This window comes from Bradyrhizobium sp. YR681 (genome assembly GCF_000282615.1).
Classification (GTDB): domain Bacteria; phylum Pseudomonadota; class Alphaproteobacteria; order Rhizobiales; family Xanthobacteraceae; genus Bradyrhizobium.
The window spans coordinates 1-14,955 of the sequence record NZ_AKIY01000083.1; the positions used below are offsets into that span (position 1 = coordinate 1).

Genomic DNA, 14,955 nt, shown 5'->3' on the forward strand with positions numbered 1-14,955 from the left:
TCGCAATGACGGCGTGTGCGGCTTCCGCCGTCACTTCGACGCGACGGCCGTCGCATCCGCCGGCAGGCTCGCCAGCAGCGCCTGCAAGGTCGAGAGTGTCGAGTGATCCGCGACGCCGTCGAGCCGCGCCGGGCGGAAATGGCGCTGGAACGCGGTGACGACTTCCATCGTCGCGGCGTCGTATTTGCCTGATAGCGGCACGCCGTAGCCGTAGCGGGCGAGCGCCTGCTGGAGGCTCAGCACCTCGTCGCTGATGGTGCCGAGCATCAGGCTCTCGCCGCGCACGACGGGGAAGGGCGTGACCCAGTGACCGACGCCGGAATTGGCCAGCGAATGCCAGGGGAATTTCTCGCCGGGGTCCTTCTTGCGCGCGGGCGCGACGTCGGAATGGCCGAGCACCCGGTGCGGCGCGACCTTGCGGCGGAGCATGATGCCGCGGCACAGCGCGATCACGGCCGCGATCTGGCGCAGCGGAAACTCAGGGTAGCCCCAGTCGTGGCCGCGATTGACGATCTCGATGCCGATCGAGCAGGAGTTGATGTCGTCCTCGCCCGCCCAGGACGAGACGCCGGCGTGCCAGGCGCGCCGCGCCTCGGGCACGCATTGCACGATGCGGCCGTCCTCCAGCACGACGTAATGCGCCGACACTTCGGTGCCGGCGGTGCACAGCCGCGCCAGCGCGCCCTCGACGTCGGGCATGCCGGTGTAGTGCAGCACGATCATGTCCGGCTGCCGTCCCTTGTTGCGTTCGCCATGATTGGGCGAGGGGATGATGTCGGAGACGATCGAGGAATCCGGCTCGAACGTCCGCATGTTCGCCGCGGCCTTGGGAACCGGGAGAACGCGCTGACGCTTCGAATCAGATCCAGACGGCGTGGACGAACCGGACGACATAAACAGCTCAAGTCGGGACAGGAGAGTGGGCCAAGCCCTTCTCTTTACTATTCCTTTACCCTCCGCCGTGCGCAATCGCGCATCGCGGTTAACGGATGCATTTTGGTGCGTCTGTGTGGATGTGGCATCACCGGCGCGCGACCTTTTCGACTTGTAACCGGCCGATCAACGCTTTCTTAACGCTAAGGGCCGTTACTGAGAGATGAAGTGCCGACCCGCGTCCGGAGGCGGCCAAAGCGTATTTTGGCTCGAAATCCCATGGCTGCCCGACAAATTCCAAGGGGAATACTGGGTTTGCGGCCCGGGACGACCGGGCTCGGTAACCATGTTGGACGGGGGCTTGGTCGTGGAACCGCCGCGACGCGGATCAATTCGAGGCGTTATGGGCTTGCTCGTCCCCGATCTCTTGTGGGCGTTCGGCAGGCGTTGCGCATGAGCTCGGTTCCGCACATCCCCGTTCTCGGCCGTGAGGCCATCGACCATCTCGCGCCGCGCGCGGGCGGGATCTATGTCGACGCCACCTTCGGTGCCGGCGGCTACAGCCGCGCCATCCTCGACGTGCCGGGAACCCGCCTGATCGCGATCGATCGCGACCGCACGGCAATCGCAGGCGGTGCCGAGCTGGCCGAGCGCTCCGCCGGCAGGCTGACACTGGTCGAGGACCGCTTTTCCAATCTCGCCGAGGTCTGCGCGGCGCAAGGCGTCGATGGGGTCGACGGCGTCGTGATGGATGTCGGGGTGTCCTCGATGCAGCTCGACCAGGCCGGCCGCGGCTTCTCGTTCCGCCTCGACGGTCCGCTCGACATGCGGATGGGGCAGTCCGGTCCGACCGCGGCGGACGTCGTCGCGCGCGCCTCCGAAGCCGATCTGGCCGACATCATCTATCTCCTCGGCGAAGAACGGCAGTCGCGCCGCATCGCCCGTGCCGTTGTTGCTGACCGGCAGGAGACGCCGTTCACGACCACGCGCGCGCTCGCCGATCTCGTCGGCCGGGTGGTACGTTCGAAGCCCGGCGATATTCATCCGGCGACGCGCACGTTCCAGGCGCTGCGCATCTTCGTCAACGAAGAGCTGGATGAACTCCAGACCGCGCTCGCCGCCGCCGAGCGCGTGCTCAAGCCCGGCGGCCGCCTCGTGGTGGTCTCGTTCCATTCGCTGGAAGACCGCATCGTCAAGAATTTCCTCTCCGAGCGCAGCAAGACCGGCGGCGGCTCGCGGCATCTGCCGGAAGTGGCGCAAACCGCCCCGAGCTTCCGGTTGCTGACGCGGCGTCCCGTCGTCGCCGGCGAGGACGAAGTCGCGCATAATCCGCGCGCCCGTTCGGCAAAGCTGCGTGCCGCCGAGCGCACCGACGCGCCCGCGCATCGCGACGACGAGCAATCGCCCTGGCCAAAACTCTCCGACGTGATGAGGGGCGGCTAGCACATGCGCTTCATCCACCTCCTCGTCATCGGCGCGCTGATTTTTGCGGCGGCCTATGTCTACCGGATCAAGATGGACTCCACCGCGCGCACCGAGAAGGTGCTGCGGCTGCATGCGGAGATTCGCGAGCAGCGCGATGCCATCGCCTCGCTGCGCTCCGAATGGGCCAAGCTCGATGCGCCGCTGCGCCTGCAAGGCCTGTCCGAGCGGCATCTGCCGCTCAAGCCGGTCAACGGCACGCAATATGACTCGCTGAAGAACCTGCCGGAGCGTCCGCCGCGGATGTTCAGGCCGGGCGAGCCCGACCCGATCGGGGCCATGCTCAACACCATCGAAGCCGCGAGCGATCCTGACACCGTGACGGGCTCCGTGCCGCGGCCCGAGGACAAGCAATGAGCGCTGTGACCCCGGCCAAACCCACAGAACCGTGGCGGCAGCGGCTGATCCGCAGCCTGCTCTACGGGCGCAACGTCGACCGCGCCGCGAAGGCGCGCGCGCGCGTTGGGCTGGCGATGCTCGCCTTCGCCTCGGTCTACGCCCTGATCGGCGGCCGGCTCGTGATGTTCGCGATCGGCGCCGATGCCCACAGCGCGCGCCGTGCGGCGTCGCAAGAGGTGGTCGCGACGGCGCGCCCCGACATCGTCGACCGCAACGGCGCGATCCTTGCGACCGACGTCAAGGCGTCGAGCCTGTTCGGCGAGCCGCGCCGCATCATCGACAAGGACGAGGCGATCGAACTGCTGACGGCGACCGTGCCCGATCTCGACGAGGCCGAGGTGCGCGAGCGCCTGAAGACGCGCAAGGGTTTCGTCTGGCTCAAGCGCGAGGTCACGGCGAAGCAGCAGCAGGACATCCACAAGCTCGGCATTCCCGGCATCGGCTTCCTGCGCGAGAACAAGCGCGTCTATCCGACCGGCAACGAGGTCGCCCACCTCATCGGTCTGGTCAACATCGACAACCAGGGCATCGCCGGCATGGAGAAGTGGCTCGACAATCAAGGGCTCGCCGATCTCCACCGCGCGGGCTTCGCCACCGACCGCCTGCAAAAGCCGATCGAGCTCTCGGTCGATCTGCGCGTCGAGCACGCGCTGCGCGACGAATTGCTGAAGGCCAAGGACAAGTTCCACGCCAAGGCCGCCTCCGGCATCGTCTCCAACGTCAAGACCGGCGAGATCGTGGCGATGGTCTCCCTTCCGGACTTCGATCCCAACATTCCGAAGGAAGCGCACGACCCCGATCGCATCAACCGCCTGACGACAGGCGTTTACGAGATGGGCTCGACTTTCAAGGCGTTCACGCTGGCGATGGCGCTCGACTCCGGAAAGATCAATCTGAACTCATCGTGGGATGCGCGCGGAAACCTGCACTACGGCAAGTTCACCATCCACGACAGCCATCCGCTCGGGCGCTTCATCAACACCAAGGAAGTGTTCACCTTCTCGTCCAACATCGGCGCGGCGCGGATCGCGCTCGGCCAGGGCGTCGAGGCGCACAAGGCGTTCCTCTCCAAGATGGGCCAGTTGACGCGGCTGCGCACCGAGCTGCCGGAGAGCGCGGCGCCGCTGGTGCCGCGGCGCTGGGGCGAACTGAACACGGTGACGATCGCGTTCGGCCAGGGTCTGTCGGTGGCGCCGCTGCAGGCGGTGATGGGCATCAACGCGCTGGTGAATGGCGGCTATCTGATTCCGCCGACATTCATGAAGCGCAGCCCGGAGGAAGCGGCCGCGATGGCCAAGCGCGTCATCAAGCAGGAGACCAGCGACAAGATGCGGTTCCTGATGCGCCTCAACGCCGAGGTCGGTTCGGCGCGGCAGGCGGACGTCAAGGGCTACTATGTCGGCGGCAAGACCGGTACGTCCGAGAAGGTCATCAACGGCCGCTATGCCAAGAAGCGCGTGCTCAACTCCTTCACGGCGGTCATGCCGTGCGACGATCCGAAATATCAGATCCTCGTCATGCTGGACGAGCCGCAGGCGCTGCCCGAAACGCATGGTTTCATCACCTCGGGCTGGAACGCGGTGCCGACCGGCGGCAAGGTGATCGAGCGGATCGCGCCGCTTCTGGGCGTCGAGCCGCGGTTCGATTTGCCGCCGTCCGAGCGCCTTATTCTTGCAGCATCCAGGACAACCCAGTAATCAACTGGGGTGGCCGTCGCCGCCGCTGAGTCGGGGTTTTTCCGAAGATTCGGCTTCCCGGCACGGCATGTCGACTGGAAGACCATGAAGCTGCGCGACCTCATAGGTCAGGATGTTCTGGGCAATGACGCCGCAATCGAGCCCGCTGTCGCGGGGCTCGAGGTGAGCGGCGTTGCGCTCGACAGCCGTGTGGTCAAATCAGGCGATCTCTTCTTCGCGCTCGCGGGCAGCAAGACCGACGGCACGCGCTTCATCGATGCCGCGATTGCCGCAGGCGCGGTGGCGGTGGTCGGCGACCATGCGCCGGCTGGCACCAGGGTGCCGTTCGTCACTGTGACCAATCCGCGCCGGGCGCTGGCGCTGGCCGCGGCAAAATTCTTCCCCGCGCAGCCCGCGACCATTGCCGCGGTCACCGGCACCAGCGGCAAGACCTCGGTCGCCGCGTTCACGCGCCAGATCTGGGAGCGGCTGGGGCACGCCTCCGCCAGCATCGGCACGATTGGCCTCGTTTCGCCCAAGCGCACCGTCTACGGCTCGCTGACGACGCCCGATCCGGTTGCGCTGCACCGGCAGCTCGACGAGATCGCGCGCGACGGCGTCACGCATCTCGCGTTCGAGGCCTCCTCGCACGGGCTGGATCAATACCGCCTCGACGGCGTGCGGGTTTCCGCCGGCGGCTTCACCAATCTGTCGCGCGATCACATGGATTATCATCCGACGGTCGCGCATTACCTCGCGGCGAAGCTTCGGCTGTTCCGCGAACTGGTCCCGCCGGGCGGCGCGGCCGTGATCTCGGCCGATCATGATTGCTCGGCGGAGGCGATCGAGGCCGCGACGGCGCGCGGCCTGCGCGTGATGGCGGTCGGCCGTAACGGCGACGGAGCAGGCGAGGGCATTCGTCTCGCCGATGTCGAGGTCGAGGGCTTCTCGCAAAAGCTCGCACTCGAACATCGCGGCAGGCGTCATGTGGTCCGGCTGCCGCTGGCCGGCGAATTCCAGATCGAGAATGCGCTGGTGTCGGCCGGTCTCGCGATCGGCACGGGCAGCGATGCCGCAAACGTGTTTGCCAGCCTCGAGCATCTCGAAGGCGCCAAGGGGCGGCTGGAGCGCGTCGGCGAGCGCAATGGCGCGCCGATCTTCGTCGACTACGCGCATAAACCCGACGCATTGGCGAAGGCGCTGCAGGCGTTGCGCCCCTACGCCAGGCGCAGGCTGGTCGTCGTGTTCGGCGCCGGCGGAGACCGCGACGCCGGTAAGCGTCCCATCATGGGCGAGATCGCGGCCGGGAATGCCGACGGCATCATCATCACCGACGACAATCCGCGCAGCGAGAGGCCGGAAGTCATTCGCGCCGAAATCCTCGCCACTGCAAAAGGTGCCCGCGAAATCGGTGACCGCGCCGCGGCCATCCGCACCGCGATCGAGGAGCTGGAAGCGGGCGACGCGCTGCTGATCGCCGGCAAGGGCCACGAGACCGGGCAGATCGTCGGCGGCAAGGTGCTGCCGTTCAGTGATCACGAGGCGGTCGCCGCCGCATTAGCGTCGAGGGTTGCATGAGCGGGCCGATTTGGACGGTTGCCGAAGTGGCGCGCGCGCTGGGCGCCGCCGGGTCGTTTCCGGACACGCCGATCGACTTCGTCACCCAGGACAGCCGGCTGGTGAAGCCGGGCAGCCTGTTCGTCGCGCTGAGCGGCACGCCGAGCGGCGGCTTCGTCTCGGCCTTCGCCAGCGCGCGCGACGGCTGGGAGTTCGCCGACAAGGCGGAAGCGTCCGGCGCGGTCGCGATGATCGTGCCGCATGAGATCGCGGGCATCAAGGTTCCCCAGATCGTCGTGAAGGACACGCTGATCGGCGGCCTCTGGGGCCTCGCGCGCGCCGCACGCGCGCGCTTCAACGGGCCGGTGATCGGGCTCACCGGCAGCGCCGGCAAGACCAGCACCAAGGAATTCCTCGCCGCCTATCCCAACGCCTATGCCAGCCCGTCGAGCTTCAACAATTTCTGGGGCGTGCCGCTGACGCTGTGCAATGCGCGGCCCGATGCCAGCCTCTGGGTCGTCGAGATGGGCATGAACCAGACCGGTGAAATTGCCCGGCTCAGCGAACTGACGCGGCCGACCGTCGCGCTCGTCGTCAATGTCCAGCCCGTGCATCTGGAGAAGCTCGGCTCGCTCGAAGCCATCCGGCGCGAGAAGGTCTCGATCGCGCTCGGCCTGCCCGAGGACGGCGTGCTGGTGCTGCCCGCCGGGCTCAAGGCGTCCGAATGGAAAGGCAAGGTCATCCGCTTCGGCGAGAAGGCCGAGGTGCATGAGGTCAAGCACGCGCCGCATGGCGAGGGCTGGCAGGTCCTGGCCGTGATCGGCAAGAAGGAGATCGCCTTCAGCCTGACGCCGGGTGCCCCGCACCGCGTCCAGAATGCGCTCGCCGCGCTCGCGGCGATCCGCGCCGCCAACCTCGATGCATCGACGCTCGCGATCAAGCTCGACCGGGTCGGCATCATGACCGGCCGCGGAGTCGAGCAGGCGGTCGGCGGCATCACCGTGATCGACGACAGTTTCAACGGCAACCCGGCCAGCGTGGCTGCTGCGCTGCAAAGCCTGCAGGCGCGCAACGTGAGCGGTGGGCGCCGTATTGCGGTGCTGGGCGACATGCTGGAACTGGGCGATGATGCGCCCAGCTATCACACTGCCCTCGCCAGGCATCTCGACGGCATCGACGGCGTCTACTGCGTCGGCCCCCTGATGCGCCATCTCTACGACGTGCTGCCGGCCGGCAAGGGCCTCGGCTGGCACGACGATCCCGCGACGCTCAAAGCCGGCGAGGTGGCAAATCTGCTGAAGGCGGGCGATGTCGTGGTTGTCAAGGGCAGCAAGAAGATGTTCTGGGTCAACAAGTTTGTGCCCGGCCTAGTGGCCGCCTTGCAGGCAAAGGCGTAAACTGCTTGGAAGGCGCTGTTCCCGAATCCCCCACCCCTTTTGCGGCGCGAAGCGTTTTCCCAGAGGTCGCCCGACCCCATGATGAAGACCAGCGAATGCGCGTGATGCGCGGTGACAAGGCCGAGACCAAGGCCGTGCAAAGGCGCCATAGGACCGTCTGAATGTTTTACTGGCTGATCGAGCTCTCCAACACTTTTCCGGGCTTCGGTGCCGTTCGCACCTTCCTGAACGTCTTCCGCTACATCACTTTCCGCACCGGCGGCGCCGTCGTCACCGGCGCGCTGTTCGTGTTCCTGTTCGGACCCTGGATCATCGACCATCTGCGCCTTCGCCAGGGCAAGGGCCAGCCGATCCGCACCGACGGCCCGCAATCGCATCTCGCCAAGAAGGGCACGCCCACCATGGGCGGGCTGATGATCCTGTCCGGCCTCACGGTCGGCACGGTGCTGTGGGCCAATCCGCTCAACCCCTATGTCTGGATCGTGCTGGCGGTGACGCTCGGCTTCGGCTTCGTCGGCTTCTATGACGATTACCTCAAGGTGACCAAGCAGACCACGACCGGGTTCGGCAGCAAGCTGCGCCTGCTGATCGAGGCGGCAATCGCGCTGGTGGCCTGCTATGCGCTGGTGCGCCTGAACCGCGATCCCGCGTCGACCGCGCTGACGATTCCCTTCCTCAAGGACACCGTGCTGCATTTCGGCTGGTTCTTCGTCGTGTTCGGCGCCTTCGTCATCGTCGGCGCGGGCAATGCGGTGAACCTCACCGACGGTCTCGACGGCCTCGCCATCGTGCCGGTGATGATCGCGACCGCGAGCTTTGCGATGATCGCCTATCTCGCCGGCAACGCCGTGTTCGCCGATTATCTCCAGATCAAATATGTCGCCGGCACCGGCGAGCTCGCGGTGCTCTGCGGCGCGTTATTGGGAGCCGGCCTCGGTTTTCTCTGGTTCAATGCCCCACCGGCTTCGATCTTCATGGGCGACACCGGCTCGCTCGCGCTCGGCGGCATGCTCGGCGCCATCGCGGTCGCGGTGAAGCACGAGATCGTGCTCGCGGTGATCGGCGGCCTGTTCGTGCTCGAAGCGGTCTCCGTCATCGTGCAGGTGGTGTCGTTCAAGCTCACGGGCAAGCGCATCTTCCGGATGGCGCCGATCCATCACCATTTCGAGCAGCTCGGCTGGACCGAGCCGCAGATCGTGATCCGGTTCTGGATCATCTCGGTGATGCTGGCGCTCGCCGGCCTGTCGACCCTGAAGCTGCGCTGACGGTACCGCGATGATCCCGGTCACATCCTTCGCCGGCAAGACGGTCGCGGTGTTCGGCCTCGGCGGCTCGGGGCTGGCGTCCTGCCACGCCTTGAAGGCCGGTGGCGCCGAGGTGATCGCCGCCGACGACAATGCCGAGAATGTCGCCAAGGCGGCGCAGGCGGGTTTCATCACCGCGGATCTGCGCAACGTCTCCTGGACGAATTTTGCAGCGCTCGTGCTTGCGCCGGGCGTGCCACTGACCCATCCGGTGCCGCACTGGAGCGTCTTGAAGGCGCGCGAGGCCGGTGTCGAGGTGATCGGCGACATCGAGCTGTTCTGCCGCGAGCGGCGGCGGCACGCGCCGGATGCGCCGTTCGTCGCCATCACCGGCACCAACGGCAAGTCGACCACCACGGCGCTGATCGCGCATCTCACGAAAGTCGCCGGCTACGACACCCAGATGGGCGGCAATATCGGCACCGCGATCCTGTCGCTGGAGCCGCCGGGCATGGGCCGCGTCCACGTCATCGAGATGTCGTCCTACCAGATCGACCTCACGCCCTCGCTCGATCCCTCCGTTGGCATCCTGCTCAACGTCAGCGAGGACCATATCGACCGCCACGGCACCATCGCGCACTACGCCGCGGTAAAGGAGCGCCTCGTTGCGGGCGTGCAGGTCGGCGGCACCTCGATCGTCGGCGTCGATGACGGTTTTTGCCGCGACATCGCCGACCGGCTCGACCGCTCGGGCAAGAACGTTGTCCGCATCTCCGTCAAGAATCCGCTGGCGAGCGGCATTCATGTCGAGCACGGCAGCATTGTGCGCACCGCGGGCGGCGCGCGGAGCGAAATCGCCAAGCTCGGGGGCATCGGCTCGTTGCGCGGCCAGCACAATGCACAGAACGCGGCCTGCGCCGCCGCCGCCGCACTCGCGATGGGCATCAGCCTCGATGTGCTGCAAAACGGCCTGCGCAGCTTTCCGGGCCTTGCGCACCGCATGGAGCAGGTCGGCCGCCGCGGCAACGTGCTGTTCGTCAACGACTCCAAGGGCACCAATGCTGACGCCACCGCGCACGCGCTGTCGTCCTTTTCGGAGATCTTCTGGATCGCCGGCGGCAAGCCCAAGGCGGGCGGCATCACCAGCTTGACCGGCTACTTCCCGCGCATCCGCAAAGCCTATCTGATCGGCGAGGCCGCGCAGGAGTTTTCGGGAACGCTCGGCTCGACTGCGCACGAGATCAGCCAGACGCTGGACGTCGCCGTCGAGCACGCCGCGCGCGATGCAGAAGCCTCGGGTCTCAGCGACGCGGTCGTGCTGTTGTCGCCTGCCTGCGCCTCCTTCGACCAGTACCGCAACTTCGAGATCCGCGGCACCAAGTTCCGCGAACTGGTGCAGGCGCTGCCGGGCGTGAAGCCGGTGGTGTGAGGCACTCTCCTGTCCCGGACGCGCTGCAGCGTGCAACGCTGCTGCGCAGAGCCGGGATCCAGAAGCCGCTGGACCCCGGCTCTGCAGCGCACCACAAGCGCGCTGCCCTGTGTCAGGGGCACGAGACCGTCCACAACTTCATCGAACTCCTTAACCCCCCGGTAACCAACCTCGGCGACCAATGGACCGATCTCTGTCCGAAAGCGGCCGCCCATGCTCTCCCGTGAAGAACGCACCCCCTTTTCCGAGTGGTGGTGGACCGTCGACAAGCCGCTGATGGGCGCCATTCTGGCGCTGATGCTGTGCGGCGTCATCCTGTCGCTGGCGGCGAGCCCGCCGGTTGCGACCCGGATCGGGCTCGATCCGTTCCATTTCTTCAGCCGCCACGTGATGTTCCTGCTGCCGTCCTGCCTGGTGCTGCTCGGGGTGTCGTTCCTCTCGCCGCGCGCGATCCGTCGCAGCGCGCTGATCATCTTCGCCGCCAGCATCATCCTGATCGTGCTGACGCTGGCGATCGGCCCCGAGGTGAAGGGCTCGCGGCGCTGGATCACGCTGCTCGGCGTCAACATCCAGGCCTCCGAAATCGCAAAGCCGTCGTTCGTCGTGATCGCCGCCTGGCTGTTCGCCGAATCGACCAAGCGGCCGGAGATGCCGGCGACCTCGATGGCGCTGGTGCTGCTGCTGATGCTGGTCTCGCTGCTGGTGATGGAGCCGGATTTCGGCCAGACCATGCTGATCCTGATGGTGTGGGGCTCGCTGTTCTTCATCGCGGGCATGCGCATGATCTGGGTGTTCGGCCTTGCCGGCCTCGGCGCCGCCGGCCTGTTCAGCGCCTATCTGTTCGTCCCGCACGTCGCCGGCCGCATCAAGCGCTTCATGAATCCGGCCTCGGGCGACACCTTCCAGGTCGATACCGCCATGGAAGCCTTCTACAATGGCGGCTGGTTCGGCCTCGGGCCTGGCGAGGGCATCGCCAAGCGCAGCCTGCCGGACAGCCACACCGACTTCGTGTTCGCGGTCGCCGCCGAGGAGTTCGGAATCATCCTGTGCCTCGCCATGCTGGCGCTGTTCGCCTTCGTCGTCATCCGCACGCTGTCGCGCGCCTACGCCAACGAGGACATGTTCTCGCGCTTTGCCGCCTCGGGCCTGGCGATCCTGTTCGGCGTGCAGGCGGCGATCAACATGTCGGTCAACCTGCAGCTTATCCCCGCCAAGGGCATGACGCTGCCGTTCATTTCCTATGGCGGCTCCTCGATCGTGTCGCTCGCCTATGGCGTCGGCATGATGCTGGCGCTGACGCGGCTGCGCCCGCGCACCGAGGTCGAGGCCACCGGCCACGCCGACGCGATGCGGAGTTACGCGTAGTCGTCAATGTGGGCGCGTAGCCCGGATGGAGCGGAGCGCAATCCGGGAAAGTCTCACCCCGGATAGACCGCTCCGGATTACGCTTGCGTTCCATCCGGGCTACGGACGCCTCGCTACGCTCGCAATGCCGGCGAAGGCCCTGTACAAAGGCCTTTATGGACACCTCCCCCTTGATTCTTCTCGCCGCGGGCGGCACCGGCGGGCATCTGTTTCCGGCCGAGGCGCTCGGCGTCGAACTGATCCGGCGCGGCTTTCGCGTCCGCCTCGTCACGGACGAGCGCGCGCTGCGCTATAGCGGGCTGTTCAGCAAGGACATGATCGACGTCGTCGCGAGCGAGACCGCGCGCGGCCGCAATCCGTTGCAGCTTGCCTATGCCGGCCTGACGCTCGCCACCGGCACGCTCTCGGCGTATCGCCTGATCAAGCGGCTCAAGCCCGTTGCCGTGGTCGGCTTCGGCGGCTATCCGACGCTGCCGCCGCTGGTCGCGGCAAAATTCGCCGGCGTGCCCGGCATCATCCACGATGCCAATGCCGTGCTCGGCCGCGCCAACCGCTTCCTGTCGAGCCGCGTCCGCGCCATCGCGACGTCGTTGCCCGGCGTGCTCGACCGCGATCCGGCGCTGTCAGGCAAGACCACGACGGTCGGCACGCCGATGCGGCCGGCGGTGCTTGCTGCGGCGGCCGTGCCATACGCTGCGCCTGACGTGAACGGTCCGCTGCGGTTGCTCGTCGTCGGCGGCAGCCAGGGCGCGCGCATCATGGCCGACATCGTGCCTGATACGATCGAGCGGCTCGAGCCTGCGCTGTGGAGCCGGCTGATCCTCACCCAGCAGGTCCGCGACGAGGACATGAATCGCGTCCGCGCGGTCTATGACAAGCTCAAGATCAAGGCCGAACTCGCGCCGTTCTTCACCGACCTGCCGGCGCGGCTTGCCTCCAACCACCTGATCGTGTCGCGCTCCGGCGCCGGCACCGTCGCCGAGCTCGCTGCGATCGGACGGCCCTCGATCCTGGTGCCGCTGCCGGGCTCGATCGACCAGGACCAGTTCGCCAATGCCGGTGTGCTGGCCAAGGTCGACGGCGCCATCCGCATTCCCCAGACCGAATTCACCTCGGACCGGCTGGCGTCCGAGATCTCCGCCTTTGCTGCCGAGCCTGCGCGCCTCGCCGCCATGGCTGCGGCCGCGAAGGGGGCAGGGCGGCTCGATGCCGCCGAGCGGCTGGCGGATCTCGTGGTCAAGGTCGCGGGAATCTGACGCGAAAAAGCCCTTGTCTTCGTCTTCCAAAGCGGGGCATCCAGTAGGAACGGCGCGGCTGATTTGGCCGTGACCTTCGCCAGTTGCCGCCGTTTCGGGCGGCGAGGTCGGGGAACAGAGCATGAGACTGCCGCGCGAGATCGGACCCATCCACTTCGTCGGGATCGGCGGGATCGGCATGAGCGGGATCGCCGAGGTGCTGGTCAATCTCGGCTATGCCGTGCAGGGTTCGGACGCCTCCGACAATTACAATCTCGACCGTCTGCGCAAGAAGGGCGCGAAGGTCTCGGTCGGCCACAAGGCCGAGAATGTCGACGGTGCCGAGGTGGTCGTCGTCTCCACCGCGATCAAGCGCGACAATCCGGAACTGATGGCGGCGCGCGAACGTCGCATTCCCGTGGTGCGCCGCGCCGAGATGCTGGCCGAGCTGATGCGGCTCAAGAGCTGCGTCGCCATCGCCGGCACCCACGGCAAGACCACGACGACCACGATGGTCGCGACGCTGCTCGATGCCGGTGGGCTCGATCCCACCGTCATCAACGGCGGCATCATCAACGCCTACGGCTCCAACGCACGGCTGGGCGCCGGCGACTGGATGGTGGTGGAAGCCGACGAGAGCGACGGCACGTTCCTGAAGCTGCCGACCGATGTCGCCATCGTCACCAATGTCGACCCCGAGCATCTCGATCACTTCAAGACCTTCGAGGCGGTGCAGGACGCGTTCCGTCACTTCGTCGAGAACCTGCCGTTCTACGGCTTTGCCGTGATGTGCATCGATCATCCCGTCGTGCAGAGCCTCGTCGGCAAGATCGAGGATCGCCGCATCATCACTTACGGTGAGAACCCGCAGGCCGATGTGCGCTTCATCGATCTCACCCCGACGGGCGGCGGATCGAAATTCAAGGTCGCGTTCCGCGATCGCAAGACCGGTGCGGTGCACGAGATCGCCGATCTCATGCTGCCGATGCCGGGCCGCCACAACGCCTCCAACGCGACGGCCGCGATCGCGGTCGCGCGCGAGCTCGGCGTCTCCGACGAGGCGATCCGCAAGGCCATCGCCGGCTTTGGCGGCGTCAAGCGCCGCTTCACCAAGACCGGCGAGTGGAACGGCGTCACCGTGATCGACGATTACGGCCACCATCCCGTCGAGATCGCGGCGGTGCTGAAGGCGGCGCGGGAATCCACCAACGGCAAGATCGTCGCCGTGGTGCAGCCGCATCGCTACACCCGCCTGCAATCACTGTTCGAGGAATTTTGTACCTGCTTCAATGACGCGGACGCGGTCGTTGTCGCCGACGTCTATGCCGCCGGTGAAGCACCGATCGACGGCATCGACCGCGATCATTTTGTCTCGGGCCTGCGCGCCCACGGCCATCGCGAAGTGGTCCCGCTGCCGGCCGCGTCGGAGCTCGCGGGCATCGTCAAGGGATTGGCGAAGTCGGGCGACCTCGTCGTGTGCCTCGGCGCCGGCAACATCACGCAATGGGCGTATGCCTTGCCGAACGAGTTGAAGGCGCTGGGGTAGGGCGGTGAGCTTTCCCGACATCACGCCCGAACTCAAAGCCGCGATGCCGGAGCTCCGCGGTCGGCTGCTGGCCAACCAGTCGCTCGCCGAGCTGACCTGGTTTCGCGTCGGCGGTCCGGCGCAGGTGCTGTTCACGCCGGCGGATGAGGACGATCTCGCTTATTTCCTCGCGCACCTCGTGTCCGACATTCCCGTCTATGTCGTCGGCGTCGGCTCCAACCTGATCGTGCGCGATGGCGGCATTGCGGGCGTGGTGATCCGCCTTGCGCCGCGGGCTTTCGGCGAGGCGAGTGCGAGCGGCGACATCGTCACGGCGGGAGCGGCGGCGCTCGACAAGCGCGTGGCGGAGGTGGCCGCGAGCGCCAGTATCGGCGGGCTCGAATTCTATTTCGGCATTCCCGGCACCATCGGCGGTGCGCTGCGCATGAACGCAGGCGCCAATGGCGGCGAGACCAAGGACGTGCTGATCGAGGCGCGCGGCGTCGGGCGCGACGGCACGAAGCACGCCTTCTCCAACGCCGACATGAAATTCGTCTACCGCAACAGCGGCGTCGATCCCTCCATCATCTTCACCTCCGCGCGCTTCCGCGGCGAGATCAGGGATGCGGAAGCGATCCGCGCACGCATGGCGGAGGTGCAGTCTCACCGCGAGACCGCGCAGCCGATCCGCGAAAAGACCGGCGGCTCGACCTTCAAGAATCCGCCCGGCCATTCCGCCTGGAAACTGGTCGATGCCGCCGGCTGCCGCGGCC

General features: G+C 66.9%; 12 protein-coding genes. 11 read left to right on the top strand and 1 reads right to left on the bottom strand.

The genetic code is table 11. The features are described from left to right. Window positions 1-30: 30 nt before the first annotated feature. Window positions 31-813, bottom strand: a complete 783-nt coding sequence (locus PMI42_RS09660; protein WP_008133084.1) for an N-acetylmuramoyl-L-alanine amidase — start codon at window positions 811-813, stop codon at window positions 31-33. 513 nt (window positions 814-1,326) lie between these two features. Here PMI42_RS09660 and rsmH point away from each other — a divergent pair. From rsmH to murB, 11 genes are all read left to right on the top strand, one after another. After that, window positions 1,327-2,316: a 16S rRNA (cytosine(1402)-N(4))-methyltransferase RsmH gene (rsmH, locus tag PMI42_RS09665; protein WP_008133085.1), complete on the top strand. Its 990-nt coding sequence runs from the start codon at window positions 1,327-1,329 to the stop codon at window positions 2,314-2,316. Window positions 2,317-2,319: 3 nt separating this feature from the next. Next, the gene (gene ftsL / locus PMI42_RS09670) at window positions 2,320-2,712 is read left to right on the top strand and encodes a cell division protein FtsL (RefSeq protein ID WP_008133086.1); all 393 of its coding nucleotides are present in this window, start codon (window positions 2,320-2,322) and stop codon (window positions 2,710-2,712) included. Then, window positions 2,709-4,451: a peptidoglycan D,D-transpeptidase FtsI family protein gene (locus tag PMI42_RS09675; RefSeq protein WP_008133087.1), complete on the top strand. Its 1,743-nt coding sequence runs from the start codon at window positions 2,709-2,711 to the stop codon at window positions 4,449-4,451. The genes ftsL and PMI42_RS09675 overlap by 4 nt, the downstream gene beginning before the upstream one ends. Window positions 4,452-4,535: 84 nt before the next feature. Continuing rightward, window positions 4,536-6,008 carry a UDP-N-acetylmuramoyl-L-alanyl-D-glutamate--2,6-diaminopimelate ligase gene (locus PMI42_RS09680; RefSeq protein WP_008133088.1) on the top strand — a complete coding sequence of 491 codons (1,473 nt, stop codon included), beginning with the start codon at window positions 4,536-4,538 and terminating at the stop codon, window positions 6,006-6,008. Then, window positions 6,005-7,384 (top strand): UDP-N-acetylmuramoyl-tripeptide--D-alanyl-D-alanine ligase, encoded by a 1,380-nt coding sequence (locus tag PMI42_RS09685; RefSeq protein ID WP_008133089.1) that lies wholly within the window; start codon window positions 6,005-6,007, stop codon window positions 7,382-7,384. Before PMI42_RS09680 ends, PMI42_RS09685 begins: the two co-directional genes overlap by 4 nt. Window positions 7,385-7,545: 161 nt before the next feature. Further along, entirely contained in the window at window positions 7,546-8,649 is a 1,104-nt protein-coding gene (gene mraY / locus PMI42_RS09690) for a phospho-N-acetylmuramoyl-pentapeptide-transferase (protein WP_008133090.1), read from the top strand. Between the two features lie 10 nt (window positions 8,650-8,659). Beyond that, window positions 8,660-10,057 carry a UDP-N-acetylmuramoyl-L-alanine--D-glutamate ligase gene (murD, locus tag PMI42_RS09695; RefSeq protein WP_008133091.1) on the top strand — a complete coding sequence of 466 codons (1,398 nt, stop codon included), beginning with the start codon at window positions 8,660-8,662 and terminating at the stop codon, window positions 10,055-10,057. A 213-nt stretch (window positions 10,058-10,270) separates the two neighbouring features. Next, window positions 10,271-11,422 carry a putative lipid II flippase FtsW gene (gene ftsW, locus PMI42_RS09700; protein WP_008133092.1) on the top strand — a complete coding sequence of 384 codons (1,152 nt, stop codon included), beginning with the start codon at window positions 10,271-10,273 and terminating at the stop codon, window positions 11,420-11,422. A 155-nt stretch (window positions 11,423-11,577) separates the two neighbouring features. After that, window positions 11,578-12,678: an undecaprenyldiphospho-muramoylpentapeptide beta-N-acetylglucosaminyltransferase gene (murG, locus tag PMI42_RS09705; protein WP_008133093.1), complete on the top strand. Its 1,101-nt coding sequence runs from the start codon at window positions 11,578-11,580 to the stop codon at window positions 12,676-12,678. Window positions 12,679-12,799: 121 nt separating this feature from the next. Further along, the gene (murC, locus tag PMI42_RS09710; protein WP_008133094.1) at window positions 12,800-14,203 is read left to right on the top strand and encodes a UDP-N-acetylmuramate--L-alanine ligase; all 1,404 of its coding nucleotides are present in this window, start codon (window positions 12,800-12,802) and stop codon (window positions 14,201-14,203) included. Window positions 14,204-14,207: 4 nt separating this feature from the next. Further along, on the top strand, window positions 14,208-14,955 hold a 748-nt coding region (murB, locus tag PMI42_RS09715), incomplete at its 3' end, for a UDP-N-acetylmuramate dehydrogenase (protein WP_008133096.1).